Origin of the sequence: Caulobacter sp. FWC26, assembly GCF_002742645.2 — a bacterium.
GTDB lineage: Bacteria > Pseudomonadota > Alphaproteobacteria > Caulobacterales > Caulobacteraceae > Caulobacter.
Map to the genome: position 1 here is coordinate 1,954,650 of NZ_CP033875.1, position 26,307 is coordinate 1,980,956.

The window sequence follows — 26,307 nt, forward strand, 5'->3', positions numbered from 1 at the left end:
GGTTGCCGGAACAGTCGTTGCGCGCTTTATCCGAGCCTTCTTTTTAGGAGCAGCGGTATGAAGACGGCGTTTATCGGCATGGGCGTGATGGGCTTCCCGATGGCCGGTCACCTGAAGGCCGCTGGCCATGAGGTCGCCGTCTACAACCGCTCCCCGGAAAAGGCCCGTCGCTGGGCCGAACAGCACGGCGGACGGGCGTTTGAGACCATTGCCGAGGCCGTGGCTGGCGCCGAGGTGGTGCTCCTGTGCGTGGGCAATGACGACGATGTCCGCGACGTCGTGGCGCAGGTCCTGCCGGCCATGGCCGAAGGCGGCGTCATCGTCGATCATACGACCACCTCGGCCAAGGTGGCGCGGGAGATGGCTGCGCTGGCGGCGCAAAGCGGCCGTGCGTTCGTCGACGCGCCCGTGTCTGGCGGCCAAGCCGGCGCGGAGAACGGCCAGTTGACGATCATGGCGGGCGGCGAACAGGCGGCCTATGACCGGGTCCTGCCGGTGATCGAGGTCTACGCCAAGGCTGTGCGGCGCATGGGCGAGGTCGGCGCTGGCCAACTGACCAAGATGTGCAACCAGATCGCTATCGCCGGCGTCGTCCAGGGTGTCGCTGAGGCGCTGCACTTCGCCAAGCACGCCGGTCTGCCGACCGACGATGTGCTAGCGGCGATCTCCAAGGGCTCGGCTCAGTCGTGGCAGATGGAAAACCGCTGGCCGACCATGGCGCAGGGCAAGTTCGATTTCGGCTTCGCGGTCGACTGGATGCGCAAGGATCTCGGGATCGCCCTGGACGAAGCGCGCACGAACGGCGCCAAGCTGCCCGCCACAGCCCTGATCGATCAGTTCTACGCCGAGGTCCAGGCGATGGGCGGCAACCGTTGGGATACGTCCAGCCTGGTCGCTCGCCTCGAGAAGGACCGTTAAGCCGCGAGCAGGTCGACCAGCGCATCGGCTCCCCAACACCCGGTGCGCGGCGCGCTTAGGATCGGCGCGTGATGTTCGAACGCGCGGAGCAGGTCCAGGGTTTGATCCAGGTCGGGGGCTTCCAGGCTTTCGCTTACCACGACCGCCGCGACGGCCAGGCCCCGCGCGCGAACAACTTCAAGCGCCGTCAGCAGGTGGCTGGCCGTGCCCAGATAGCTGCCCGCGATCAGCAGTACGGGCAGCCCAAGGGCGGCCATGAGGTCGAGGTTGGTCGCATGGTCGGTCATGGGCGACATCACTCCGCCCGCGCCTTCGATGAGGGCGAGGTCCACATCGCGTTCGGCAAGCCATTGTCGGCAGTCGGCGATGAGGTCGTCCATGCGCAGGGCGTCGCCTTCCAGCCGTGCGGCCAGGTTCGGAGCCAAGGGCGCTCTGTAGCGACGCGGAGACACTTCGGGCCAGGCTTGGGGGCGGCCCAGGGCGGACGCCAGCCGGGCCGGATCGCTGTCGTCGGGCGCTTCGGGGTCAAAGCCGCTGACCACGGGCTTGAAGGCGTCGACCCTCAGGCCTCGTGCGCGCGCCGCTTCCAGCAAGGCGCACGCCACATGGGTCTTGCCGAGATCGGTTCCCGTGCCGGCGACGAAAAACGCTTTCACGAAACAGCTTCCCGCAAGGCGGCGATAGCATCGGCCAGCCGGATGACATCCTCGTCGTTGTGGGCGGCGCTGAACGCGATCCGCAGGCGCGCCGTTCCTTCCGGAACCGTCGGCGGACGGATCGCGATAACGAGGAACCCTTGCTCCTGGAGTTTCGCCGAAGCGGCGAGGGCGCTTTCCGCCGAGCCCAGGATGACGGGCGCGATCGGGCTGCGGGCCTCCGGCAGCTGAAGCCGGCGGGTGAATAGCCGAGCCTTGGCTAGCGGCGCCTCGGTCATGGCCGGATCAGCCTCGATCAAATCCAGCGCCGCCAGGGCCGCGGCGACGGAGGCGGGGGGGAGGCCTGTGGCGTAGACCAAGGTTCGCGCGCGGGTCTTCAGCAGGTCGACCACCGCCTGGGAGCCGCACAGATAGCCGCCATACGAGCCGAGCGCCTTCGACAGCGTGCCCATCTGCAGCGGGATTTTCGCAGCCGGAAAAAGCGCGCCCGAGCCGCGCCCGCCGGCGAGAACCCCCACGCCATGCGCGTCGTCGCTCAGCAGCCAAGCGTCGTGTCGCTGGCAGAGATCAGACAACACGTCGAGCGGCGCGATGTCGCCGTCCATCGAGAAGACGCCATCCGTCGCGACAAGGGCGTGGCGCGCCGCAGCGCGCTCTGCCGTGAGCAGGCGTTCGAGATCCGCCGGATCGTTGTGAGCGAACTTCACGACCTTGGCGCCGGACAACTGCGCGCCCGCCCAGATGCAGGCGTGGGCCAGGGCGTCGACCAGCACGACATCGCCGGGACCGACCAGGGTCGGAATGACGCCGGTGTTGGCGAGGTATCCAGAGCCGAAGACGCAAGCCGCTTCGGTCCCCTTCAGCCGCGCCAGCCGCTTCTCAAGGTCGGACAGCAGGGGGTGATCGCCGGTGACAAGCCGCGAGGCCGCCGCGCCGGCGCCGTAGTTCAGCGCCGCCTCAGCCGCCGCAGCGCGAACCGACGGGTGCTGCGAGAGGTTCAGATAGTCGTTGCAGGAAAACGAGATCAGTCGCTTGCCGTCGCGCTCGACCACCGCGCCGTCGTAGCGGCGGGTCGGGGACAGGCGTCGCCTGAGGCTCTTTACGTCGAGGGCCGCCAGCTTTTGGCTGGCGAAGGCGTCGAGGCTCCGCATGTCATTTCCCTTTCCGACGATGGAGCCGGGGGATAGGCAAGGCGCCCCGAGTCCGCAAACGGAAAGCGTCATGTCCGACCCCCTCTGGCTGACCGAAGGCGCGCCGCATGTCTGGCGGCCCTATTGCCAGATGAAGACCGCCAGGCCTCCGCTGCCGGTCGTCGCCACGCGCGGCTCGCGCCTGATCCTGGCGGACGGCCGCGAATTGGTCGACGGCCTGGCGTCCTGGTGGACGGCCTGCCACGGCTATAACCATCCGCACATCGCCGATGCGCTGCGTCAGCAGATCGAGGCGATGCCGCATGTCATGTTCGGCGGTCTGGCGCATGAGCCGGCGTATCGCTTGGCCAAGCGGTTGGCGGCCCTGCTTCCGGGCGATCTCGACCACGTGTTCTTCGCCGAAAGTGGTTCGGTCGCCGTCGAAATCGCGATGAAGATGGCGCTGCAATACCAGATTAATCGCGGCGTAAGCGGTCGCACGCGGTTTCTGGCGTTCCGGGGCGGCTATCACGGCGACACTCTGGCGACGATGACGGTCTGCGATCCGGAGGAGGGTATGCACAGCCTGTTTGCCGGCGTCATGCCGGGCCAGGTGATCGCCGACTTGCCGCGCGATGCTACCTCGGAAGCAGCGCTTGACGCCCTGCTCGCGGCGCGGGGCTCAGAGATCGCCGCCATGCTGGTCGAGCCCTTGATTCAGGGCGCGGGCGGCATGCTGTTGCATCCGCCGGAGGTGCTCCGGGCCCTCCGGCGCCTCGCTGACAAGCATGGCGTGCTGCTGATCTTCGACGAAATCTTCACGGGCTTTGGTCGGACGGGGTCTCTGTTCGCGATGCAGGCGGCGAACGTCGAGCCGGACATCGTCACCTTATCCAAGGCGCTGACCGGCGGGACTCTCCCGCTCTCCGCGGCCGTGGCGCGCCGCCATGTGTGCGAGGCCTTCTGGTCAGACGATCCGCAGGCTGCCTTGATGCATGGCCCCACCTATATGGCCAACCCGCTGGCCTGCGCCGCCGCCAACGCCTCGCTGGACCTCTTTGAGGACGGCGCCTGGGCGTACGAGGTAGCGCGCGTCTCGATAGCGTTAACCGAGGGACTTGAACCCTGTCGCGCCGGCAAGGGCGTAGTCGATGTCCGCACGCTGGGCGCGATCGGGGTCGTTGAGTTCGAGGAGCCGGTCGCCGTCTCGGACCTCTGCGCGCGTTTCGCCGCGCTCGGCGCCTGGATCCGCCCGATGGGCAAGGTGGTCTATCTGACGCCTGCCTTCATGACGCCGGACGATGATCTGGCGCTGTTGACGCGCGCCGTGCGACAGGTTGTCGGCGTCGATTGACCCGGCTCGCCGGGTCTGGTCCAAGCGGAGCTATGTCCGGCAAGTCATCCCCGCTCTCGGTCCTGGAGTATCTGGCGATCTTCGCGATCATCATGACTTGGGGAATCAATAACGCCGCCGCCAAGGTCGCCACCGCCTATCTGCCACCCATGACCGTTGGGGGGCTGCGCTTCCTGGCCGCCCTGGTCTTCCTGTTCCCGTTCATTCGCCCGCCGTTTCCAGAACCCAGGAAGCTGGCCGCGATCGTGTTGCTGACAGGTCCGATCCACTTCGGCCTCGTCTATGTCGGTTTCGGCATGGGCCAATCTTTGAGCCCGCTGGTGGTGGCTAGCCAGCTCTGGATTCCGTTCACCGCGTTGGTCGCGTGGAGGCTGCTGGGCGAGACCATGAGTCTGCCGGCGGTGCTGGGCCTGATCGTCGCCTTCGTCGGTGTCGCCTGGATGACGCTGGATCCCCACACGTCCGGTGACCTACCCGCGATCGTGTTGATCGTCGCGGCCAGCGCTTGCTGGGCGGTGGCCACGATCCTGGTCCGCATGACGCCGGGCGCGAAGCCGTTGAAGGTGCAGGCGATCACCGCGCTGTTCGCAGCGCCGACGCTGTTGGCGATGTCGTTCACCTTCGAGGGGCGGGTGGTGGAGCGCGTGATGGCCGCGCCGCCCATCGCCTGGGTGTGCGTCGTGTTTGCGGGTGTGGTCTCGACGATCGGGGCCAGCGCGCTGCTGTTCTGGCTGGTTCAACGGCGCGAGGCGGGCCGCGTGACGCCGTACTTCCTGCTGACGCCGCTGGTGTCTTGCACGATCGGCGTGCTGTTCCTGGGCGACAAGCTAACGCCCCAGCTGCTGATCGGCGGCGCGGCGACGATGGTCGGCGTGGCGCTTGTGGCCCTGACGGAAAAGCGGGCGCGGGCCGAAGAGGCCTTGGCGGAAACGGCTTAGCCCTTCGGCGGCGGGCACTGTGACGCCGGCTCGCGGCGCAGCGTGGCGGCGGAGGCTGTTATCTCGACCTGTCCACCGTCGCCGCCATAGACGCCGGTGGTGAGCTTTCCCGAGACGCTGGGCGCTTCTCCCGTTCGGGTGCGCACCAGGAAGAGGCCGGCGATGTCCGCGAGATTGTCGAGTCCTAGGAAGGCTGCGCCAACCGTGGCGTGGCCTTCCAGTTCCGTGATGCCCGCGCCGGCGCCCGTGACATTAATGGTCCAGCCTGCAGGGACGTGACAGACAGCCAGCACGTCAATGCCCGTGACCCGAAGGGCGAAGGCTTGCAAGTTTTGGTCGGCGTTCGCCGGCGCCCAGGCGATCGAGATAAGTTCTGCCGTGGCGGGGCGAGCGGCCTGCTGGGGCGCAGTAGCTGCGGATGGCGGCTTCGCCCCGCTCTTGTCCTTTCCTGGGTTGTCACACGCGCCCGTCGCCACGAGCAGAGCCGCCACAAACGAAAGTCGCCAGGAACGCATGGGGCCTCCCGCCAAGACGGCGTCTCGACGGGAGGTTAGGCGGCTACTTGATCACGCCGCAAGCCACCCGCGCGCCGGCGCCGCCGATGGGCTGGGTCTTATGATCGTCGGGATTGGCGTGAACGACGATCGAGGAGCCGTCGGCGTCCAGCAGGGCAGGGCGGCCGCCGGCGCCCTTCAGGGACACCAGGGTCGAGTAGATTTCGGCCGTCGCCGAACCGTCCGCGCCCGCGAAGATATTTGGCAGATCACCGCTGTCGTTGGCGTCGGGGTTCAACAACCCATGCACCGTGGTCGCGGCCGTGTGAACGTGGGCGCCCGCCGACTTGAAGTCCGGAGCGCCGCAGTCGCCCTTCTCGTGGAAGTGCGCCGCGTGCCAGCCGGGCGTCAGCCCCTTGAGTTCGAGCTTCAGCAGCACGCCATGCGGGGCTTCGGTGATGGTCACGACGCCCGCGTCCTTGCCGTCGCCGGCTTTGACGGCGGCGGTCGCGGTGGTCTGCGCCAAGGCCGGGGAAGCGGCGACGGCGGCGGCGAGGCCAAGCGCGGCGGCGGCGGGGAGACGGATCATGCGATTTTCCTTCGGATTCAAGCGAAACGACGGGGATCAGCCCCCCGAAAGGTGGCGTCGACCCTATCCGAATGCTAACAGTTTTAGACAGTTCCGTGTTCGATTCTGACGGCGAAAAATCCCCTTGAACGACGATCACAACACCATCCCCGCAGACGGTCCGCGCGGGGATATCGCCCCGATCAATATCGAGGACGAACTCCGCCGCTCGTATCTGGATTACGCGATGAGCGTGATCGTCAGCCGCGCCCTGCCGGACGCGCGCGACGGTCTCAAGCCCGTTCACCGCCGGGTGTTGTTCTCGATGCACGAGCAGGGCCAGACGCCGGAGCGACCCTACGTCAAATCCGCCCGCGTGGTCGGTGACGTGATGGGTAAGTATCACCCACACGGCGACGCCTCGATCTATTTCACCCTGGTCCGGATGACCCAGCCGTTCTCGATGGGCCTGGTTCTGATCGACGGTCAGGGCAACTTCGGCTCGGTCGACGGCGATATGCCGGCAGCCATGCGCTACACCGAGTGCCGTATGGCCCCGCCGGCCATGGCCCTCCTGGCCGACCTCGACAAGGACACGGTCGATTTCGCCGACAACTACGATGGCAAGGAGCAGGAACCGACCGTCCTGCCGTCGCGCATCCCGAACTTGCTCGTCAACGGTGCGGGCGGCATCGCCGTCGGCATGGCCACCAACATCCCGCCGCACAATCTGGGCGAGGTGATCGACGCCTGTCTGCTGCTGATCGACCAGCCGGACGTGACGACCGATCAACTGCTGGATCTGGTGCCCGGGCCGGACTTCCCGACGGGCGGGGAGATCATCGGCCGCGCCGGACCGCGTCAGGCGCTGCTGACGGGCCGTGGCTCGGTGATCATGCGCGGCGTGGCCAGCGTGGAAGAGCTGCGCGCCGGCCGCGAGGCCATCATCATCACCGAGATTCCGTATCAGGTGAACAAGGCCAATCTGGTCGAGCACATCGCCGAGCTGGTCCGCGAAAAGAAGATCGAGGGCGTCGCCGACATCCGCGACGAGAGCAACCGCGACGGCATGCGCATCGTGGTCGAGCTGAAGCGTGACGCCTCGGGCGAGGTGATCCTCAACCAGCTGTACCGCTTCACCGCGCTGCAGAGCTCGTTCGGCGTCAACATGCTGGCGCTCAATCGCGGGCGCCCTGAACAGATGGGCCTGCACAAGCTGCTGCAGCTGTTCGTCGAGTTCCGCGAGGAAGTCGTTGTCCGCCGGACTAAGTTCGAACTGGGCAAGGCTCGTGATCGCGGCCACGTGCTGGTCGGCCTGACGATCGCCGTCGCCAATATCGACGAGTTCATCCACATCATCCGTTCGTCCAAGGATCCGACCGAGGCGCGCGAGCGTCTGGTGGCCAAGTCCTGGCCGGCCGGCGACATGCTGCCCCTGGTCGAGCTGATCGCCGACCCGCGCACAGTGCAGGAAGAAGGCGGCCTCATTCGCCTGACCGACGAGCAAGCCCGCGCCATCTTGGCTCTGACCCTGTCGCGCCTAACGGGCCTGGGCCGCGACGAAATCGGCAACGAGGCGGCGGCGTTGGCCGACGCCATTCGTGGCTACCTGGAGCTGCTGTCCGACCGCGCCAACATCATGGCCGTGGTTCGCGAGGAACTGGTCGAGGTACGCGAGAAGTTCGCCATTCCGCGCCGTTGCCAGATCGTCGACGGCGACGCCGACATGGAAGACGAAGACCTGATCGTCCGCGAGGACATGGTCATCACCGTCACCATGGGCGGTTACGTGAAGCGCACGCCGCTGGCCAACTACCGGACCCAGCACCGGGGCGGCAAGGGCAAGTCGGGCATGGCGACAAAGAACGAGGACGCGGTCACGCGCGTATTCTCGGCCTCGACCCACGCGCCGCTGCTGTTCTTCACCTCAGGCGGCAAGGTCTACAAGATGAAGGTGTGGCGCCTGCCGCTAGGCGTCGCCAATTCGCGCGGCAAGGCGTTCGTCAACCTACTGCCGATCGAGCCGGGCGAGACGATCACCTCGATCCTGGCCCTGCCGGAGGATGAGGCGACGTGGGGCGGCCTGGACGTAATGTTCGCCACCCGCTCGGGCAGCGTGCGTCGCAACAAGCTCAGCGACTTTGTGGACGTGCGCCGCAACGGCAAGATCGCCATGAAGCTGGACGAAGGCGACGGCATCGTCGGCGTGGCGGTCTGCAACGCCGATCAGGATGTGCTGCTGACCACGGCGGCCGGCCGTTGCATCCGCTTCTCGGTCGACGAAGTGCGCGTATTCGCCAGCCGCGACTCCACCGGCGTTCGCGGTGTGAAGCTGCTGGACGGCGATCAGGTCATCTCGATGGCGGTGCTGCGCAGCGTGGACGCGACTCCCGCCGAACGAGCGGCCTATCTGAAGTACCAGCGCGCCTTGTTGCGCGCCCAGGGCGAGGAAGGCGACGAGGCCCCGGCCACTGCGGACGACGGCGAAGAGGACGGCGAGGCCACCGAGCTATCGCAGGAGCGCATCATCGAGCTTGGCGCGGCCGAGGAAACCCTGCTGACCGTGTCGTCGGAAGGCTTCGGCAAGCGCACCAGCGCCTATGATTTCCGTCGGACGGGCCGTGGCGGTCAGGGCCTGGCGGCTCAGGATCTGAGCAAGCGCGGCGGCCGTCTTGTGGGCTCGTTCCCGGTCGATGAGAGCGATCAGATCCTCCTGGTCACCGACCAGGGACAACTGATCCGGGTGCCTGTTTCGCAAATTCGTGTTGCAGCGCGGAATACTCAGGGCGTAACCATCTTCCGTACCGCGCAGGACGAGCACGTCGTCAGCGTCGAACGCCTCGCCGATTCCGGCGGGGACGACAACCAGGGCGAGGACAGCGGGGCGGAAGAGACCCCGTAACCCTCGCAGCCAGTAGAGGGGGTTGCATGCGGGTCGGGCTTTATCCGGGGACCTTCGATCCGGTCACCAACGGTCACCTCGACATCATCGGGCGGGCCGTGAAGCTGGTCGACAAGCTGGTGATTGGCGTCGCGATCAATATCGGCAAAGGGCCGCTCTTCTCGCTGGAAGAGCGGGTCGAGATCCTGGAGCGCGAGACCGCTCATCTGAAGAAGATCGCCGAGATCGAGGTGCGGCCCTTCAATAGCCTGCTGATGCACTTCGCCCGCGATGTGAACGCCCAGATGATCGTGCGCGGCCTGCGGGCCGTGGCCGACTTCGAATACGAGTTCCAGATGACGGCGATGAACCAGCAGCTGGACCGTGAGATCGAGACGGTCTTCCTGATGGCCGACCCGCGTCACCAGGCGATCGCTTCGCGCCTGGTGAAGGAAATCGCGAGCCTGGGCGGGGATATCGGCAAGTTCGTGCCGCCGGGCGTGGCTCAGCAGCTGCTGGCGAAGGTTGGCAAAGCCTAGCCTTCGCCCCGATCCGGCCGAATTCCTGCGCTTCAACAGTCGCCGCACTTGTCGGGGAGGCCGTGTCGTTCTACGCCCGGCCGCGACTGTTCTGTTCGGGGTACTCCATGAAGTTCGCCACGACCGCCGCCGCGATGGCGTTGGCCGCCACCACGGTTTCCTTTGGCGCGGCCTCGGCCCAAACCGTTTCCGACTGGCGCACACCCGATCCCAACAACGTGCTGGTTGTCGAGACGAACAAGGGCCGCATCATCGCCGAACTCTACCCGGAGGTCGCGCCCAACCATGTCGAACGGGTCCGGACCCTCGCCAAGAGCGGCTTTTATGATGGCCTGACCTTCTTTCGGGTCATCGCCGATTTCATGGCCCAGACGGGTGATCCCAAGAACACCGGCGAGGGCGGTTCGGACCTGCCGGACCTGACGGCGGAGTTCAATTTCCGGCGCGGCGCGGAGACGCCGCTGGGCGCCGGCTTCAAGCTTGGCAGCAACGAGGCGGGCTGGGTGAAGGCGCTGCCCGTGACCAGCCAGCCATCGGCTCTGGCGGTGATGACGGCCGACCGGAAGGTCTCGACCTGGGGCAACTTCTGCACGGGAGTCGTCGGCATGGCCCGCGCGGGCGATCCCAACAGCGCCAACAGCCAGTTTTACTTCATGCGCGCCGCCAATGCGGGCCTCGACAAGACCTACACCGCCTTTGGTCGCGTGCTGCAGGGTGTTGAGGTCGTGAAGGCGATCAAGACAGGCGAGCCCGTGCCGGATCCGCAGGACAAGATGTTGAGCGTCAAGATCCTGGCCGACATGCCGGCCGACAAGCGTCCCACGATCCAGGTGATGGATACGCGCGGCGCGGCGTTCAAGGCCCTGGTGACCAAGCGCCAGGGGGAGCTGGGCGCGAGCTTCACCAATTGTGACGTCGACGTTCCCGCCCAGGTGAAATGATGATGATCGCCCGCGCCCTTTTGACCGGTCTGTGTCTGGCGGCTGTCGCTCAGTCGGCGATGGCGGCTCCTAAGGTTGTCAAGCTCACGGAAGCCGACTGGCGCACGCCGGCGCCTGAAACGGTCATGGTGATCGACACCAACAAGGGGCGCGTGCTGGTCGAATTGGTTCCGGAAGTCGCGCCCAATCACGTTGCGCGCCTGCAGGACCTGACCCGCGCGGGCGTCTATGACGGCCGTACCTTTTTCCGGGTGATCGACCGTTTTATGGCCCAGACGGGTGACCCGACCAATACTGGCGAGGGCGGTTCGGATCGCCCGAACTTGAAAGCCGAGTTCACGTTCCGGCGCACGGCCGAAACCGGCTTCGTACCAATGGCCGCCCCGGCGGGTCTGGAGGTTGGCTACGTCAAGTCGCTGCCGATCGTTAGCCAGAACTGGAGCTGGAGCGACGTGACCAGCGACAAGAAGGTCTCTGCCTGGGGCACATATTGCCCTGGCGTGATCGGCATGGCGCGAGACGACGACAACAACTCCGCCAATAGCCAGTTCTTTCTGATGCGCCAGCCGTACCCGTCGCTCGACAAGCGCTACACGGCGTTTGGCCGGGTGATCAGTGGTCTTGAGGCTGTTCGCGCCATCAAGACGGGGGAGCCCGTTCCAGCGCCTCAGGACATGATGCAGAAAGTTCGACTGCTCTCGGATATCCCCGAAAGCGAGCGCCCTAAGGTGCGCGTGATCGATCCCAAGGGGCCTTGGTTCGCCGCCGAGACCCAAAGGCTCCGGGCGACGAGAGGAGCCGATTTTTCGGTCTGCGATATCGAGCTGCCGGTCGAAGTTCGGTAGTACGGGACGGATTTCCGGCTGCGGTGGTGTTCACAGCGGTGCGTAATCCACGCTAGAAGCGCCCATAACACTCGTCATCCAAGGGAAGACCATGTCGGCCGACCTCGAAAACACCCTCATCCTGACGCTCGAGAGCGGTCCAGTCACGATCAAGCTGCGTCCGGATCTGGCGCCGGGGCACGTCGCCCGTATCAAGGAGCTGGTTCGCGAAGGCTTCTACGACGGCGTCGTCTTCCACCGCGTGATCCCGGGCTTCATGGCGCAAGGCGGCGATCCGACGGGCACCGGCCGCGGCGGTTCGGACAAGCCGGACCTGAAGGCCGAGTTCAATGACGAGCCGCACGTGCGCGGCGTCTGTTCGATGGCGCGTACGCCGAACCCGGACTCGGCCAACAGCCAGTTCTTCATCGTGTTCGACGACGCCACGTTCCTGGACAAGCAATACACCGTCTGGGGCCAGGTGACCGAAGGCATGGAGCATGTCGACGCCCTACCCAAGGGCGAACCGCCGCGGGCGCCGGGCAAGATCGTCAGCGCCAAGATCGCCGCTGACGCCTGATTGATCGAAGGGCCGCCCATAGGGCGGCCCTTTTTGCTTCGGAGGCGGCTGGATGAGTGTGGACGTGCATGGGGCGCTTCCGGCCGTCAGCAGGGCTTGGCTCCGTGCGGCGTATAGCCAGCAACATCGTCGCTATCACACCCTTGCCCATATCGAGGACTGCCTGGCGCGGCTTGACCAAGTGCCGGATCTTTCGGCGCGGGAGCGCGCGGTGCTGACCGAGGCGCTATGGTGGCATGATGCTGTCTATGACCCCTTGCGAACCGACAACGAAGACGTCAGCGCCGATCTCGCGGTTCAGGCCCTTGCCGCTGCGGGCGGCTGGGAAGCGGACATCTCCGAGGTCTCCCGGCTTATCCGGCTGACAAAAGGGCATTCGGTAGAGGGGGGCGACCGGCTCGGCGCGTTGATGGTGTCGATCGATCTGTCGATCCTAGGCGCGGAGCCTGAGGCTTACGCCGCCTACGCCAAGGCGATCCGCGAGGAGTACGCGCACGTGCCCGAGGACGTCTATCGCTTCGGCCGCGCGAGGGTGCTTCGGACCTTTCTCGACGCGGCGGTTCTGTTTCCCGACCCGGCGTTCGCGGCGGCGCTGGAGGCTGCGGCCCGACGTAATCTCGCGGCGGAAATCGCCGCGCTCACATCCGCCTGAACGTCACCACCACCGGCCGATGGTCCGAGCCAATGGCGGGGCCGCGCTCGATCCTGACCGCGCGCCATTGCTCGCCTGCATAGACGTGATCGATCGGGAGAAACGGAGCCGGCGCCGCCATGATCCGCGAGAACTTGCCTGCGGGCCAGGAGGGGAGGGCGCGAGTCCAGCGTTGCAGGCCCAGGGCTTCATCCTGACGCTTCAGCGTGAAGGACCAGGGGGTGGAGTTAAAGTCTCCGGCCAAGATCAAGCCTTTGCGGTCGAAGGCCGACGCCAGCTTCACCAGCTTACGGCTCTGCGCCTGCTGAGGTCCTGCGGGAACCGGCCATGTGTAATGGACGCCCAATACCGTGAACGGGCCCTTCGCGTCGGCTAATGTGGCCCAGGCGGCGGACAGGTACGGGCCTTCGAACGTCGCCCCCCGCGGGCGATCATCTTTTTGCGCGAAAAGATCCAGGTCTCGCAACGCATGCCCTTCTCGCATGAAGCGAACGGATAGCTGTCGCGTAGCGCCTTGACGATGGGCCGCGAGTCTCCGCCGCCTTCCTCAATGACAACCACGTCGGCGTCCTCGGCGAGGATCCAGGCAAGGCTCTTCTCGGGCGTTCGATTGCTGTGCCAGACGTTGAACTGAATGAGTTTTAGATCGCTCTCGGCGACCGTCGCGGGCTTGAAGCGCGAGGCCGCCCAGAGTTCGGGCGCCATCAGCACTGCGCAGGCTACGACGCCGACGACGCCCAAGGCGACCATCACCAGCCGTTCGGCGTTTCGTGCGAACGCCCCACCGAGCACCGCAGCCCCAAAGCTCATGGCCAGCCACAGCGGCGCAGCGTGGGTGAAGGCGTCCAGCCGGTCGCTGAACACGCCGCCGATACTGGTCACGGCCATCTCCGCGCCGACCAGACCGAGCATCAACGCGGTGCCGCGAACAAGCAGGCTCAAGAGCTGGACGAGCAGACGCATGGGTTGGCCTTACCACGCCGGTGAGGCGGCGAAAGAGCGATCTAGTCGCCCGCGAAATAGCTGAAGCTGATGTTGCGTATCCGTTCGGCGCCCACTTGCAGCCCCCCACGCAGGACGATGAGGTCGCCAACGCCCGGACCTTCCGCTTTCGCCGCCTTCAGCGCGTTCAGGTCGAACGCGCCCGAGAAGACGACCTCGCCGACGCGCGGGTCTTGGGCGCGGAAAACGACCGCATTTCCGTCGACACGATAGATCGCGGGCAGCAGGCGGAAGCTCACCGTTCGGTAGGTCTGGCCCAGTTCGTTCAGCGCCGTCGGGCTTGTCACGTCCTCGAACTCCAGGAAGATCGGGGCGTAGGCGCTGGGGCGCTTGCCCTGCTCCCAGGCCGCGAAATCCTCCGGCGTCCCGATGTTCAGGGAGGTGAGCGCCCAGTTTCCAGACTTTACGGGCGTGGCGCTGAAGTAATAGCCGAACGCATCCAGCTTCGGGTCGTGCTGGAAGCTCGCGCCCGAGGCGTCGGCGGAAACGACTGGCTTGCTTGGGGAGGCCGAGGTGTTCTGGCGCGATACCGTCGATGGCGCGGAGGCTGGTTTGGGCGCGTCGCAAGCGCTCAACAGCAGCAATGACCCCAAAGCTGACACGAGCAGACGTTTCACGTCTTTCCCCCAAGCGATGCCTACCTCGCCTGCAGCATGGGGACACATCATACCGCTTGTCCACACGCCTCGCTTGGCGGGCTAAGTCTTGACCTTCCGGGTTCATCGTGCGCTTGAAGCCCGCCCATGCGCCTTTCCGACTTTGATTTCGAACTGCCCGAGGACCGCATCGCCCTACGGCCCGCCGAACCCCGCGATGCGGCGCGGCTGCTTGTCGTGCGTCCGGGGCAGCCGCTCGCCGACCAAGTGGTGCGGGCGTTGCCCGATTTTCTCCGCCCAGGCGACGCCCTGGTTTTTAACGATACGCGGGTGATCCCAGCGCGTCTGTCAGGTCTGCGCGAGGGGCGCGCGACGGGCGGCGGCGACGGCGGTCCTGTCGCCGTCGAGGCCACTCTGCATCGCCGCGTATCGCCCGACCGCTGGAGCGCCTTCATGCGCCCAGGAAAGCGTCTGAAGGTCGGTGATCGCATCGCTTTCGGTGGACGGGAAGATCGCGCCTGCGAACTCAACCGGCTGGACGCCACCGTCGCCGAAAAGCGTGAAGGCGGCGAGGTTATCCTGGCCTTCGATCTCTCGGGTCCGGACCTTGATGTCGGCATCGCCCAGCACGGTGACATGCCGCTGCCGCCGTACATCGCCGCCAAGCGGGGCGAGGACGAACGCGACCGCGCCGACTACCAGACCGTTTATGCGCGCGAAGACGGGTCAGTGGCGGCCCCGACGGCGGGCCTTCATTTCACCCCGGCGCTTTTGAATGCGCTTCGGGCAAAAGGCGTTTCACTTCACTTCGTCACGCTCCATGTCGGCGCGGGCACCTTTCTGCCGGTCAAGACCGACGACGTCTCCGCGCACCGGATGCACGCCGAATACGGTCTGGTGACCGCCGAAGTCGCTGACGCTCTGAACGCGGCCCGTCGCGCCGGCGGTCGCATCGTCTGCGTCGGCACGACCTCCCTGCGGCTTCTGGAAAGCGCAACCGGCGAGGACGGGGTCGTAAGGCCCTTCGCCGATGAGACCGCCATCTTCATCACGCCGGGCTATCGGTTTCGAGCGGCCGATGTGCTGATGACCAACTTCCACCTGCCGAAGTCGACCCTCTTCATGCTGGTCAGCGCCTTCGCGGGGCGGTCGGCCATGCGCGCGGCCTATGAGCACGCCATCGAGACGGGCTACCGCTTCTATTCCTACGGCGATAGCAGCCTGCTGTTCAAAGACGAGACCCGCTGATGGCCGCGTTTCCCTTCGAGATCAAAGCAACCGACGGCAAGGCGCGGACGGGCGTGCTGAGAACGCCGCGCGGCGATATCCGGACGCCGGCTTTCATGCCCGTCGGCACGGCCGCCACGGTGAAGGCCCTGACGGTGGATCAGGTCAAGGACACCGGCGCCGACATCATCCTGGGCAACACCTACCACTTGATGCTTCGCCCGTCGGCCGAGCGGGTGAAGCGCCTGGGCGGTCTTCACAAGTTCATGCGGTGGGACAAGCCGATCCTGACCGACAGCGGCGGGTTCCAGGTGATGAGCCTGTCGGGGATCAGCAAGCTGACCGAAGAGGCGGTGACCTTCTCGAGCCATGTCGATGGCTCCAAGCATGTGCTGACGCCCGAGCGCTCGATCGAGATCCAGGCCGATCTGCTGGGCAGCGACATCGTCATGCAGCTCGACGAGTGCGTCGCCTGGCCGGCGGAGGAGGCCAGAGCGCGTAAGGGCATGGAGCTTTCGGCCCGATGGGCCAAACGCTCTAAGGACGCCTTTGGCACGCGTGACACCCAGGCTCTGTTCGGCATTCAGCAGGGCTCGACCTTCGAGCCGCTGCGTCGCGAATCTTCCGAGCGCCTGCGCGAGATCGGTTTCGACGGCTATGCGATCGGCGGCTTGGCGGTCGGCGAGGGGCATGAGGCGATGTGCGAGGTGCTCGACTACGCGCCGGGCCTGCTGCCGGAAGACCGTCCGCGCTATCTGATGGGGGTGGGCAAGCCGATCGATCTCGTCGAGGCGGTGGCGCGGGGCGTGGACATGTTCGACTGCGTGCTGCCGACGCGATCAGGCCGCCATGGCCAGGCCTGGACCTGGGACGGGCCGATCAATCTGAAGAACGCCAAATACGCCGAGGACGATACGCCTCTGGATCCCGATAGCGACTGCCCTGCCAGCCGCGACTATTCGAAGGCCTATCTGCGGCACCTCTTCAAGGCTGAGGAGATCCTCGGTCAGGTGCTGCTCTCCTGGCACAACATCGCCTTCTTCCAGGCGCTGACCGCCGCGATGCGGGTGGCGATCGCCGAAGGACGTTTCGAGCAGTTCCGACGCGATTTCGCCGTCCGCCATCTGGGGCGCTAGCTTTCCGGGCCCTTGGGAACCGTCGGAGCTTCTTCCTTGTAGATCGGGAACCGGGGGCGGCGCGGACCGTAAGGATCGGGCGGCGGAGGCATCCCTGGATCGACGACGGGCGGCGCGGCGAGCGGCTTGTGCAGGGGCGTGGCTGGCGGGTTGCAGCCGCGCGCCTCCCCCAGGCCCTTGAGATAGGCGCGACGAACGTTTCCCGACGCGATGGCGCTCTGCACCAAACGATCGTGCCGCTCTGCGCCGGTCAGCTTCCGCACCCAGCCCCGCATCGGTATCAAGTCCTGGGCGGTGCTGGCGATCGCCCCCAGCGCCGCGTCACCGGCGGCCTTGCGCCCGCGATCCATCAGGTCTTCGTTCTCCTGCGGCGGGTTGCGATCGATATCCTCGCCCAAAGCCACATCCAGCGGTTCGACCAGCGCAGTCAGAGTCCGACAATCGGCCGGGTTGGGGCGCCGGTAGGGATCATCCATCGCTTCGAGCAGGATGCGGGGGATCTTGGTGCGGACGATATTCACGTCGCGGAGAGGGGCGCTGACCGCGCCGCTGATTCCGTCCTTGTTCGCCTCGGACGTGGACTTGATTCGTCCGTCGTCAGTCGATGACTGCGACGGCGGGGCCGGTTCCTGCTGCCGCGCGACAGCGTTCGCGGCCAGGGCCGAACCGAAAAGAACCAGGACCAGGAAGGTTCGACGCATGAGTCACCTGACGCCTACACAGCTTGACCATCATCCGACGCAAAAACGGCGAAACCATGCTTGCGACGCGGCCGCCCCCCGACTATGGTCCGCGCCGCTTCCACCGGTCCCCGCCGGATCGTGAGCGGGCCGGTAGCTCAGTGGTAGAGCATTCGACTTTTAATCGAATGGTCCTGGGTTCGAATCCCAGCCGGCCTACCAATTCGCGCCCTCGGATAGGTGCGGTCCCATTCTCGGATGTGTCTTAGAGAGAGCTCGCCCGAGGTGCGCGCAGAGCGCGGTCGGGAGAGAGTTTTTCTGTGGCCTGGACGGGGCTTTTCTCATTTGCCCTATCGACAGGGTAGGGATTTAAGCGGCTCAGTTTTTTATCGCTTGTGTCCGTTCGGTCCGGGCGATTGATTCCCAAGTCGCGCCGTGGCGCGCCCGGAGCCTGGACGACGATCAGACGATGACCGCCGAAACCGCCCTTAAGCGGCCGCCAGCCCCGTCCAGCAAGAGGCCGTTGTTTCGGCGGCGCTCGGCCATTCCTGGCTTTGGCTTGACCATGGGCGTGACGGTGACGGTGCTGTCCCTGATCGTGCTGATCCCTCTCAGTGCGGTGGTCCTGAAGGCCGCGCAGCAGTCGCCATCAGAGTTCTGGGCGGTGGCGACGTCGGAGCGCGCGCTGGCGGCTTATCGTTTGAGCTTTGGCGCCGCCTTCGTGGCTGCGGCGATCAACGGCGTGTTCGGCGTCCTGACGGCTTGGGTGCTGGTGCGGTACGATTTTCCGCTGAAGACCGTTGTCAATGCGCTGGTCGATCTGCCGTTCGCCTTGCCGACCGCGGTGGCGGGCATCGCCCTGGCCACGCTCTACGCGCCGACGGGGTGGGTGGGACAATTTCTGACTCCGCTCGGGATCAAGGCGGCTTACAATCCCGTCGGTGTCGTGATCGCCCTGGCGTTTATCGGCCTGCCGTTCGTTGTTCGCACGATCGAGCCGGTCCTGCGCGACGCCGCCGCCGATGTGGAAGAGGCGGCGGCCAGCCTGGGCGCCAGTCGGATCCAGACCATCGTCAGGATCGTCGCGCCAGCGCTGGCGCCGGCCTGGCTGACTGGTTTCGCCATGGCGTTCGCACGGGGCGTCGGTGAATACGGCTCGGTGATCTTCATCGCCGGCAACATGCCCTACAAGTCGGAGATCGCGCCGCTGCTGATCATCATCCAGCTTGAGCAGTTCGAGTACGCCCGCGCGGCGACGATCGCGGTGGTGATGCTGACGGTCTCGTTCACCATGCTGCTCGTCATCAACGCCATTCAGGCCTGGGCGCGGAGGTTCGATTGATCAGCCGTGATAAGCGGACAGCGCGCCGCCCCACCGACGATCCCCTATGGGCCAAGTGTCTGCTGATTGGGCTGGTGCTGGCCTTTCTGGCCCTGGTGCTGATCCTGCCGCTGGTGGCGGTGTTCGCCGAAGCCCTTCGCAAGGGCCTCGGCGCGGCGATAGAAGCGGCGAGCAATCCCGACGCCCTGGCCGCCGTGAAGCTGACCCTTCTGACCGCGGCGATCGCGGTGCCGTTCAACGCCGTTTTTGGTCTTTGCGCCGCCTGGGCCATCGCCAAGCACGAGTTCTGTGGCAAGGCGCTGCTGATCACCCTGATCGATCTACCGTTCTCGGTGTCGCCGGTGGTGGCGGGTCTGATCTACGTGCTGATCTTCGGACTGCAGGGCTGGTTTGGCGATTGGCTGGTCGACAACGACATCAAGATCATCTTCGCGGTCCCCGGCATCGTGCTGGCGACGGTGTTCGTGACCTTCCCGTTCGTGGCGCGCGAACTGATTCCGCTCATGCAGGAGCAGGGCGTCAGCGAGGAGGAGGCCGCTGTGTCGATGGGCGCTTCGGGGCTCTACACGTTCTGGCGGGTCACCGCGCCCAATGTGCGCTGGGGTCTGCTGTACGGCGTCCTGCTGTGCAACGCCCGTGCGATGGGCGAGTTTGGCGCGGTGTCCGTAGTCAGCGGACATATTCGCGGCCTGACCAACACCATGCCGCTGCACGTCGAGATCCTCTACAACGAGTACGACTTCGTCGGCGCCTTCGCCGTCGCGGCTCTGCTGTGCCTGTTGGCGGTAGTGACCCTGGTGCTGAAGACCACGCTCGAAATCGCCCAGCCCGGTGTTCGCGGGCACGGCGGACACTGAACGGACCCGGACCCATGACCATTTCCATCCGCTCCGTCGAAAAGCAGTTCGGCCGCTATCCAGCGCTGAACAAGGTCGATCTCGAGATCGCCGACGGCGAACTCCTGGCGCTCCTGGGCCCGTCGGGTTCGGGCAAGACGACGCTGCTGCGCACGATCGCCGGTCTGGAGTTTCCCGATGCGGGGCAGGTGCTGTTCGACGGCGTGGATGTCACCTTTGCGTCCGCCGCTGCGCGGCGGGTCGGCTTCGTCTTCCAGCAATATGCGCTCTTCAAGCATATGACCGTGGCCAAGAACATCGCGTTCGGGTTGGATGTCCGAAAGGGCAAGGACAGGCCCCCCAAGGACGAGATCGCCCAGCGCGTCGAGGACCTGCTCAAGCTTGTCGAACTGGAGGGGCTGGGAAAGCGCTATCCTTCGCAGCTTTCGGGCGGCCAGCGTCAGCGGGTGGCGTTGTCGCGGGCCCTGGCGGTTCAGCCCAGCGTCCTGTTGCTCGACGAGCCCTTCGGGGCCTTGGACGCCACCGTTCGCAAGTCTCTGCGCCGCGAGCTTCGTCGGGTGCATGATGCGACCGGCGTCACCACGATCTTCGTGACCCACGATCAGGAAGAAGCGCTGGAACTGGCCGATCGCGTGGCGATCCTGAACCAGGGCCGCATCGAACAGCTCGGCACGCCCGATCAGGTCCACGATCATCCCCAAACGGCCTTCGTTTGCGGGTTCGTCGGCGAGGCGAACCGCTTTGAAGGGCGAGTCAGCGGCGGACGCTTCATGGCTGGGTCTGTGGCCCTACCGGCGACGGGCGCGCCGGACGGCCCGGCGACGGCCTTTGTCCGACCGCACGACCTGGTGCTCGACGATGCCGGTTTCGAGGTGAGGGTCGAGCGCGCCCATGTGCAGGGGCCGTTGACCGCCGTCAGCGCCACGACGCCCGATGGGCGCCGCCTGGAAATCAGCGCCGCCCGCGCCGATGCGGCCCGCTTCACCGGCTCTGTCAGGGTCGCCGCACGCAAGGCCCACGTTTACGCTGCTTAAGCACAGATCCGCTAAGTCTAAACGCGGGCCGGCGCGCGCGACCTCTGTGAGATCCGAAGTGTGCGCGGGCTTCGAGAACGACAGGTCGGTTTCTGGAAGCGGATTGTCATGGTCGAGACTTCGAGCGCCGAGCGGCGCGCGCATCCCCGGATGCCGGCGGCGCGCAAGATCTACGTCGTCGATGATCCAAGGTCCTGGAAGGCCTCGCTTCTCGACGTCGCCGAGAAGGGCGGCCGACTGTCGACCGCCGGCATCACGCCGCCGCCGGATACGTTCGTCTTCGTAGACGCTGGCGGTCGGCGAGTTCACCGCGCCAATGTCGTCTGGCGGTCGGGAACGGAGGTGGGCGTCCAGTTCACGGCGACGCAGCGCATCGGCCCGCGCGCCGGCGGTGCGGCCGGCGCGCTCGAGATCGCCCGCAGGTTCCTGGCCAGTTTGACTGCGGACGCGACGATTTAAAGCCTATTGCTGCTGCTGCTGCTGCTGGTGCAACTCCTCTCGCAAGGCCGTGTCGGGGCGTCGGCGCCCGCCCGCGAAGGTCGGGTGCGCCATGCGCAGGAATTCCGGTTCCGCCAACGCGGCGCGTGCGCGACGCACCGAAACGCCAACCGCCAGCTGGCTTTGAGCGTCACCCTTATAGACGCCCCGTGACGGTGTCACGTCGCCGTAGTCGCGACCGACCGCCACGGCCACATGCCGCTCGCCGGCCATCATGTTGTTCGTCGGGTCAAAACCCACCCAGCGCAGGCTGGGTAGGAAGACCTCGACCCAGGCGTGGGTCGCGTCGGGATCCGAACGGTCCCCGGCATCGCGATCGGTGAATAGATAGCCGGAGACATAACGCGCTGGGATCCCCCATCCCCGGCAAACCGCCAGCATGATGTGGGCGAAGTCCTGGCAAACACCTCGTCCGGCGCTGAGCGCCAGGTCGATGGGGCTGTTGGCGTCGGTCACCCCGGGCTCGTACTCGAACGCGCTGTAGATCGTCTCCGACAGGGTGCGCACGGCCGTAAGAGGATCTCGCCGCTTCAAGCCGTCCAAGTCGTGCTCATTGACGAACGTTTGAAGCGCGTCGGTCGTCTTCACGAAACCATGAGGTCGCAGGAAGTCGAAGCACTCGCCCCTGACGAACTCGCTGCGCAGGCGATCCCATTCGCCCATGTCCAGATGATCGGGACGCTCGCCTGGTGACTCGGTCTCGACCGCCGACCGGGCGATTATGGTCAGCTTGTCGTGGGGCTGAGGCACATCGAAGTGATAGACGGCGTTGCCGAAGCTGTCGGCGTAGGAGAACACCTGAGCTGCGGGGTTCAGGTCCAATTCGAAGCTGACTAGACGTTGCCGAGCCGTCTTCTGGGGCTGCATCCACAGCTCCATCAGGCTTTCCCGGACGGGACGCTCGTAGTGGTATTGGGTGACGTGACGGATTTCGAGCAGCACGATCCAGGATCCTAGGCGGGCAGACGCGTTTCGAGGGGGTAGGCCACGAAGGTCTCGTAGATGGCTTCGTGGATACGGGCGCATTCGTTCACTACGGTGGTCAGCAGCGGGCCCGCGCCGACGGCTTCCAGCTCGTCGACATCCGCGAACTGCAGACGCGCCTTCAAGCGACCGGCGAGCCGTTCGGGACCCGCGCGTTCGTTGGCGGAAACGCTCCTGGCCATGGCGCTGAGGTGCTGTTCGATCTGGGCGGTCGCAAAGCGGATGGAGCGCGGGAAGTCCTCGTCGAAAACTAGGAACTCCAAGATGTGCCGGGGTTCGATCTCGGCGGTATAGACCCGAAGATAAGGCTCCAGCGCGCAGGCCATGCGCAGGAGGCTGACCAGCGCGACGTGATCGGCTAGGCGGCCTTGCGTTGGCGACTCCGCGAAACAGACCTCCAGAAGTCGCGACACCAGTTGGGCGCGCTCCATGTAGATGCCGAGCATCATGAATCGCCAGCTTTCGCCGTGGCTCATGGTGGTGTCGGCCGCGCCCTTGAACAGGTGCAGGTCGGCGATGACGTCGTGCAGGAAGATGTCCGAGCCCGCCGCGAAATCCTTGGGCGCTTCGGGGTCCGTGACTTTCAGATACAGCAGATTGAGCCGTTCCCAGGTCTCGGTGGTGATCTGGTCGCGCACTTGACGGGCGTTTTCACGGGCTCGGGCCAGCGACGATACGACCGAGTTGGGATCGCCTCGGTTCAGAACCAGGGCTTGTGCGGCTTCGAACGAGCCAACTTCGGCTCCGTCGCCCGGTTCGCCCACGGCGGCCAGGGCGATCCAGACGGCCTGAGCGCCGGAGTCGGTCTGGTCGAGCGTGGCGTTCAACATGACCGAGGACAGGCGCGACAGATGCTCGGCCCGCTCGATATAACGGCCAAGCCAATAGAGGCTGTCGGCGACACGGGCGAGCATCATGGGCGGGCGCTCCCGGTCACATGGCCATTGGCGGGCGCGTCGTCGGCCAAGACCCAGGTGTCCTTGGAGCCGCCGCCCTGGCTGGAGTTCACCACCAGCGACCCACGCTTGAGCGCCACGCGGGTCAAGGCGCCGGGGGTCACGATGGTTTTCTCGCCTGACAGGATGAAGGGGCGCAGATCGACGTGGCGGGGCTCGATGCGGCCGTCCACCAGGCAAGGCGCAGTCGAGAGCTGGATCGTCGGCTGGGCGATATAGTTCTCGGGATCGGCCTTGATCGCTTGCGCGAAGTCGTCGCGCTCCTTCTGGCTGGCGTGCGGTCCAACGAGCATTCCGTATCCGCCGGAGGCGCCGACCGCCTTGACCACGAACTTGTCGAGGTTGGCCAGAACGTGACTCAACTGGCGCGGCTCACGGCAGAGATAGGTTTCGATGTTCGGCAGGATCGCGTCTTCGCCGAGGTAGTATCGGATGATGTCGGGGACGTAGGCATACACTGCCTTGTCATCGGCCACGCCGGTACCGGGGGCGTTGCAGATCACCACATTCCCGGCCCGATAGGCGTTGAAGAGGCCTGCGGCGCCAAGCGAGCTGTCGCGCCGGAAGGTGAGGGGATCGATGAAGTCGTCGTCGACCCGGCGATAGATGACATCGATCCTGCGCAGGCCGGTCGTGGTGCGCATGTAGACCATGTTCTCGTGGACGACGAGGTCGCGGCCTTCGACGAGCGGTACGCCCATCAGGCGGGCGAGATAGGCGTGCTCGTAGTAGGCGCTGTTGTAGACGCCGGGCGTCAGCACGACGACCTGCGGGTCGCCGCGCCAATCGGCGGCCATGCTTTTCATTGTCGATAGCAGCAGGTCCGGGTAGCGCTCGACAGGCCGAACGCCGGCGGCGCGGTATGTGCCGGGGAAGGTGCGCTTTGCCGCGTCGCGATTGGCCAACATGTACGACACGCCCGAGGGGACGCGCAGGTTGTCCTCCAGCACCGCGAACTGACCGTCCTGGCAGCGGATCAGGTCACTGCCGCACACATTGGCGTACGCCTTGTGCGGAACGTAGAGGTGCTGCATTTCGCGGCGATAGGACGGCGCGCCCAGCACCAGTTCGCGCGGCACCACGCCGTCCATCAGGATCTGCTGATCGCCATAGATGTCGGCGAGGAAGAGATTGAGGGCCCGCAGGCGCTGGGTCAGGCCGGCTTCGATTCTCGCCCATTCGGCCGCAGGAATGATGCGCGGAAAGAGATCGGTAGGGATGATCCGTTCGGTGGTGTTCTCGGCGCCGTAGACCGTGAAGGTGATCCCCTGGAGCAGGAACGAGCGCTCAAGCGTGCGCTGACGTCCGGCCAGCTCTTCCGCGCCGAGCGTCGACATTCGGCCATGCAGGGGATCGTAGTGCGGCCGAACCTCACCCTCTGGGGTGAACATCTCGTCGTAAGCTACGCCCGGCAGGTATGCGGCCTCCGTCATCGGTAGGGTCGGGGTGTCCGCTCGGGTTTGGGTCTTCGCCGCCACGCTTTTATCCGCTTGTCTTCGATCTTGGGCGCGTCCCACCGGCGCGCCGTCCAAACTCTAGAGCTTCGTCGCCGCTATGCGCCTCGGATTCGACACCCGCTGAGTGATTGCACACGACTGCTCATCATTTGGGCGCCATTCGGTCGCTTTGAGAAGCGTCGCCGACGCCGAAACGGTAGCATTTCCGAACGTGACACGAGGCGAACCCCGGACTACAGCAGGTGCGGGGGCGCTTCGCGCGGGGAACGAGATTTGGTGCTTGGGCGGACTACCCTGGCCGTGGCGACGGCGACTTGGCTTTGCGCCTCGGTCGCTTGGGCCGACGAGCCGATGGCCCAGATTCAAGGTGTCGACGACAGAGCGCTGCGCGAAGCGATTCAGCGGGCGTTGGCGGAATCCGATCAGCCTGCCCGCAGCCGCTCCGAGGCGCGACGCCGCGCCCGTCAGGCTGGCGAAGACGCGATCGCGGTTCTGCGCGCCGAGGGCTACTACGCCTATACGGTCGAACCTGACGTCAGCGACGGAGAACCTCCGGCCGCCGTGGTCAAGATCGCGCCGGGACAAGTCTTTCTAATCGCCGATCCGCAGATCGCCTGGTCAGGATCGCCGCCCGATGAAGGGGTCCGGCAGCGCGCCGCAGCGGCCATGCGGCTGACCGAGGGCGAGCCGGGACGGTCGGCGGACATCGTCGGCGCGGAGGGGCGGATCGTCGCGCAGGTCGCCAAGCTCGGCTACGCCGACGTCGCTCCGGAGCCGCGTGAGGTGATCGTCGACCACGCGGACCACACCGTTCGCCCGACGTTCAGGATCATGGCGGGCGAACTGGTCCGCCTGGACGGCGTCGAGGTCGTCACGAAGGGGCGAACCAACCCCCAATGGGTCGCGCGCCTGGCCCCCTGGGTCGCGGGCGATGTTTACGATCCCGAAGACGTCGCCGAATTGGAGCGTCGCCTCCGCGACACCGCCGTATACGACTCCATTTCCGTGACGCTCGCGGGGGCGGACAAGGCGACGGCGGAGGGACTGAGGCCCGTGGTCGTCACGCTCTCGGATCGCCGGGCGAGGACCATCGAACTGGGAGCGGGCTATTCCACCAGCGAAGGCGCCGGCGTCGACGCCCGCTGGATTCGTTACAATCAGCGATCCCGTGCGGACACCACCACCTATGCTCTGCGCTTCGCGAAGCTGGAACAGCGGCTTGGCGCCGAAATATCCCTGCCGCACTGGCGCCGGCCTCAGCAGACCTTGAAGCTGAACAGCTCGGTCTTCCGGAACGACACCGACGCCTACAACGAAACCGGCGCCACCATCGGGGTGGACCTGACCCGGCGACGCCAGACCACCGCCTATCGCACCTTCGGGGTCTCGTTCGATCTGTCGCAGACCAAGGAGCAGGTGAGCCGCAATGGCTCCATTGCGGGGCGCAAACTGAACCTGGCCACTCTGGCTGGTCTGGTCGCCTACGCCTGGGACTTCTCCGACAGCATCCTGGATCCGAAGCGTGGTTGGCGGCTGGAGACGCGCGCCGAGCCCACCTATGTCGCCGGCGACACCAGTGTCCCGTACTTGAAGTTGGCGGCGCAGGGTTCAGCCTACCTGCCTTTCGGCCGCCAAGACAGCACCGTATTGGCCGCGCGCCTGAAGGTAGGGGCGATCGCCGGCGGGAGCGTTCTGGATGTCCCTGCCTCCCGGCGCTTCTTCTCCGGCGGCGGCGGTTCTGTGCGCGGTTACGCCTATCAGGGGATCGGCCCTCGTCTGTCCGATAACACCCCGCAGGGCGGGGTTTCCTTGATCGAGAGCTCTCTGGAAGTCCGCCAGAAGATCACGGACCGCTGGAGCGGCGTCGCCTTCATTGACGCCGGGGCGATCGGCACGCAACAGACTCCGAAACGCGACGACCTTCGCGCCGGGGCGGGCTTCGGTATCCGCTATGATCTTGGATTTGGACCTATACGCGCGGACATCGCCGCGCCGTTGGGACGCCGCAAGGGCGACCCCCGGTTCCAGATCTATCTCAGCATCGGACAGAGCTTTTGAGCGGC

At 66.0% G+C, this 26,307-nt stretch carries 27 protein-coding genes and 1 tRNA gene; 17 read left to right on the forward strand and 11 right to left on the reverse strand.

What is annotated here, in order from left to right; genetic code table 11:
- Window positions 1–57: 57 nt before the first annotated feature.
- Complete coding sequence (locus CSW63_RS10775; protein WP_062097067.1) at window positions 58–918, forward strand: NAD(P)-dependent oxidoreductase; 861 nt, start codon at window positions 58–60, stop codon at window positions 916–918.
- Here CSW63_RS10775 and bioD read toward each other — a convergent pair.
- Both bioD and bioF read right to left on the reverse strand, forming a co-directional pair.
- Window positions 915–1,574, reverse strand: coding sequence for a dethiobiotin synthase (gene bioD / locus CSW63_RS10780; RefSeq protein ID WP_062097066.1), 660 nt, complete (start codon window positions 1,572–1,574; stop codon window positions 915–917). The two genes, CSW63_RS10775 and bioD, sit on opposite strands and share 4 nt — an antisense overlap.
- Entirely contained in the window at window positions 1,571–2,725 is a 1,155-nt protein-coding gene (gene bioF / locus CSW63_RS10785) for an 8-amino-7-oxononanoate synthase (RefSeq protein WP_062097064.1), read from the reverse strand. Before bioF ends, bioD begins: the two co-directional genes overlap by 4 nt.
- A 70-nt stretch (window positions 2,726–2,795) precedes the next feature.
- On the opposite strand from bioF, the gene CSW63_RS10790 reads away from it, so the two are divergent.
- Window positions 2,796–4,058: an adenosylmethionine--8-amino-7-oxononanoate transaminase gene (locus CSW63_RS10790; RefSeq protein ID WP_062097062.1), complete on the forward strand. Its 1,263-nt coding sequence runs from the start codon at window positions 2,796–2,798 to the stop codon at window positions 4,056–4,058.
- Window positions 4,055–4,996 carry a DMT family transporter gene (locus tag CSW63_RS10795; protein ID WP_168193637.1) on the forward strand — a complete coding sequence of 314 codons (942 nt, stop codon included), beginning with the start codon at window positions 4,055–4,057 and terminating at the stop codon, window positions 4,994–4,996. The genes CSW63_RS10790 and CSW63_RS10795 overlap by 4 nt, the downstream gene beginning before the upstream one ends.
- On the opposite strand, the gene CSW63_RS10800 is transcribed toward CSW63_RS10795, so the two are convergent.
- Window positions 4,993–5,511 carry a hypothetical protein gene (locus CSW63_RS10800; RefSeq protein WP_062097059.1) on the reverse strand — a complete coding sequence of 173 codons (519 nt, stop codon included), beginning with the start codon at window positions 5,509–5,511 and terminating at the stop codon, window positions 4,993–4,995. The genes CSW63_RS10795 and CSW63_RS10800 overlap by 4 nt on opposite strands.
- Before the next feature lie 43 nt (window positions 5,512–5,554).
- Window positions 5,555–6,079 (reverse strand): superoxide dismutase family protein, encoded by a 525-nt coding sequence (locus tag CSW63_RS10805; RefSeq protein ID WP_062097058.1) that lies wholly within the window; start codon window positions 6,077–6,079, stop codon window positions 5,555–5,557.
- 124 nt (window positions 6,080–6,203) lie between these two features.
- Between CSW63_RS10805 and gyrA the strand changes: the two genes are divergently transcribed.
- The 6 genes from gyrA (at window position 6,204) to CSW63_RS10835 (ending at window position 12,475) form a co-directional block, all read left to right on the forward strand.
- Window positions 6,204–8,960 (forward strand): DNA gyrase subunit A, encoded by a 2,757-nt coding sequence (gene gyrA / locus CSW63_RS10810; RefSeq protein WP_062097057.1) that lies wholly within the window; start codon window positions 6,204–6,206, stop codon window positions 8,958–8,960.
- Between the two features lie 26 nt (window positions 8,961–8,986).
- Window positions 8,987–9,478, forward strand: a complete 492-nt coding sequence (coaD, locus tag CSW63_RS10815) for a pantetheine-phosphate adenylyltransferase (RefSeq protein ID WP_062097056.1) — start codon at window positions 8,987–8,989, stop codon at window positions 9,476–9,478.
- A 107-nt stretch (window positions 9,479–9,585) separates the two neighbouring features.
- On the forward strand, window positions 9,586–10,419 hold the full coding sequence (locus CSW63_RS10820; protein ID WP_062097055.1) for a peptidylprolyl isomerase: 834 nt from the start codon (window positions 9,586–9,588) through the stop codon (window positions 10,417–10,419).
- Window positions 10,416–11,264, forward strand: coding sequence for a peptidylprolyl isomerase (locus CSW63_RS10825; RefSeq protein ID WP_099503736.1), 849 nt, complete (start codon window positions 10,416–10,418; stop codon window positions 11,262–11,264). Before CSW63_RS10820 ends, CSW63_RS10825 begins: the two co-directional genes overlap by 4 nt.
- Window positions 11,265–11,355: 91 nt before the next feature.
- Window positions 11,356–11,823: a peptidylprolyl isomerase gene (locus CSW63_RS10830; RefSeq protein ID WP_062097052.1), complete on the forward strand. Its 468-nt coding sequence runs from the start codon at window positions 11,356–11,358 to the stop codon at window positions 11,821–11,823.
- 211 nt (window positions 11,824–12,034) lie between these two features.
- Window positions 12,035–12,475, forward strand: coding sequence for a phosphohydrolase (locus CSW63_RS10835; protein WP_231737506.1), 441 nt, complete (start codon window positions 12,035–12,037; stop codon window positions 12,473–12,475).
- Here the strand turns inward: CSW63_RS10835 and CSW63_RS23370 are convergent.
- From CSW63_RS23370 to CSW63_RS10845, 3 genes are read right to left on the reverse strand one after another with little or no spacing between them, the layout of a single operon-like run.
- The gene (locus tag CSW63_RS23370; protein ID WP_168193638.1) at window positions 12,462–12,941 is read right to left on the reverse strand and encodes an endonuclease/exonuclease/phosphatase family protein; all 480 of its coding nucleotides are present in this window, start codon (window positions 12,939–12,941) and stop codon (window positions 12,462–12,464) included. The genes CSW63_RS10835 and CSW63_RS23370 overlap by 14 nt on opposite strands.
- A complete protein-coding gene (locus CSW63_RS23375) occupies window positions 12,848–13,438 on the reverse strand; it encodes a hypothetical protein (protein WP_168193639.1) in 591 nt (196 codons plus the stop codon). Before CSW63_RS23375 ends, CSW63_RS23370 begins: the two co-directional genes overlap by 94 nt.
- Before the next feature lie 41 nt (window positions 13,439–13,479).
- A complete protein-coding gene (locus CSW63_RS10845; protein WP_231737505.1) occupies window positions 13,480–14,094 on the reverse strand; it encodes a hypothetical protein in 615 nt (204 codons plus the stop codon).
- A 126-nt stretch (window positions 14,095–14,220) separates the two neighbouring features.
- On the opposite strand from CSW63_RS10845, the gene queA reads away from it, so the two are divergent.
- Both queA and tgt read left to right on the forward strand, forming a co-directional pair.
- Window positions 14,221–15,321, forward strand: coding sequence for a tRNA preQ1(34) S-adenosylmethionine ribosyltransferase-isomerase QueA (gene queA / locus CSW63_RS10850; protein ID WP_062097046.1), 1,101 nt, complete (start codon window positions 14,221–14,223; stop codon window positions 15,319–15,321).
- A complete protein-coding gene (gene tgt / locus CSW63_RS10855) occupies window positions 15,321–16,436 on the forward strand; it encodes a tRNA guanosine(34) transglycosylase Tgt (RefSeq protein WP_062097044.1) in 1,116 nt (371 codons plus the stop codon). The genes queA and tgt overlap by 1 nt, the downstream gene beginning before the upstream one ends.
- On the opposite strand, the gene CSW63_RS10860 is transcribed toward tgt, so the two are convergent.
- A complete protein-coding gene (locus CSW63_RS10860; RefSeq protein ID WP_062097042.1) occupies window positions 16,433–17,137 on the reverse strand; it encodes a hypothetical protein in 705 nt (234 codons plus the stop codon). The genes tgt and CSW63_RS10860 overlap by 4 nt on opposite strands.
- 126 nt (window positions 17,138–17,263) lie before the next feature.
- Here CSW63_RS10860 and CSW63_RS10865 point away from each other — a divergent pair.
- From CSW63_RS10865 to CSW63_RS10885, 5 genes are all read left to right on the forward strand, one after another.
- Window positions 17,264–17,338: transfer RNA gene (locus tag CSW63_RS10865), tRNA-Lys, on the forward strand.
- Window positions 17,339–17,585: 247 nt separating this feature from the next.
- Entirely contained in the window at window positions 17,586–18,458 is an 873-nt protein-coding gene (gene cysT / locus CSW63_RS10870) for a sulfate ABC transporter permease subunit CysT (RefSeq protein ID WP_062097040.1), read from the forward strand.
- Entirely contained in the window at window positions 18,458–19,315 is an 858-nt protein-coding gene (gene cysW / locus CSW63_RS10875; protein WP_062097146.1) for a sulfate ABC transporter permease subunit CysW, read from the forward strand. Before cysT ends, cysW begins: the two co-directional genes overlap by 1 nt.
- A gap of 14 nt (window positions 19,316–19,329) precedes the next feature.
- A complete protein-coding gene (locus CSW63_RS10880; RefSeq protein ID WP_062097038.1) occupies window positions 19,330–20,349 on the forward strand; it encodes a sulfate/molybdate ABC transporter ATP-binding protein in 1,020 nt (339 codons plus the stop codon).
- A gap of 102 nt (window positions 20,350–20,451) precedes the next feature.
- Window positions 20,452–20,808, forward strand: a complete 357-nt coding sequence (locus CSW63_RS10885) for a PilZ domain-containing protein (RefSeq protein ID WP_062097144.1) — start codon at window positions 20,452–20,454, stop codon at window positions 20,806–20,808.
- 3 nt (window positions 20,809–20,811) lie between these two features.
- Here the strand turns inward: CSW63_RS10885 and CSW63_RS10890 are convergent, their stop codons facing one another.
- From CSW63_RS10890 to CSW63_RS10900, 3 genes are read right to left on the reverse strand one after another with little or no spacing between them, the layout of a single operon-like run.
- Window positions 20,812–21,789, reverse strand: coding sequence for a transglutaminase family protein (locus CSW63_RS10890; protein WP_062097036.1), 978 nt, complete (start codon window positions 21,787–21,789; stop codon window positions 20,812–20,814).
- Window positions 21,790–21,800: 11 nt separating this feature from the next.
- Window positions 21,801–22,748, reverse strand: a complete 948-nt coding sequence (locus tag CSW63_RS10895) for an alpha-E domain-containing protein (RefSeq protein ID WP_062097034.1) — start codon at window positions 22,746–22,748, stop codon at window positions 21,801–21,803.
- On the reverse strand, window positions 22,745–24,265 hold the full coding sequence (locus tag CSW63_RS10900) for a circularly permuted type 2 ATP-grasp protein (RefSeq protein ID WP_082749558.1): 1,521 nt from the start codon (window positions 24,263–24,265) through the stop codon (window positions 22,745–22,747). The genes CSW63_RS10895 and CSW63_RS10900 overlap by 4 nt, the downstream gene beginning before the upstream one ends.
- Window positions 24,266–24,517: 252 nt before the next feature.
- Here CSW63_RS10900 and CSW63_RS10905 point away from each other — a divergent pair, with 252 nt between their 5' ends.
- Entirely contained in the window at window positions 24,518–26,302 is a 1,785-nt protein-coding gene (locus CSW63_RS10905; RefSeq protein ID WP_062097030.1) for an autotransporter assembly complex family protein, read from the forward strand.
- Window positions 26,303–26,307 lie beyond the last annotated feature (5 nt).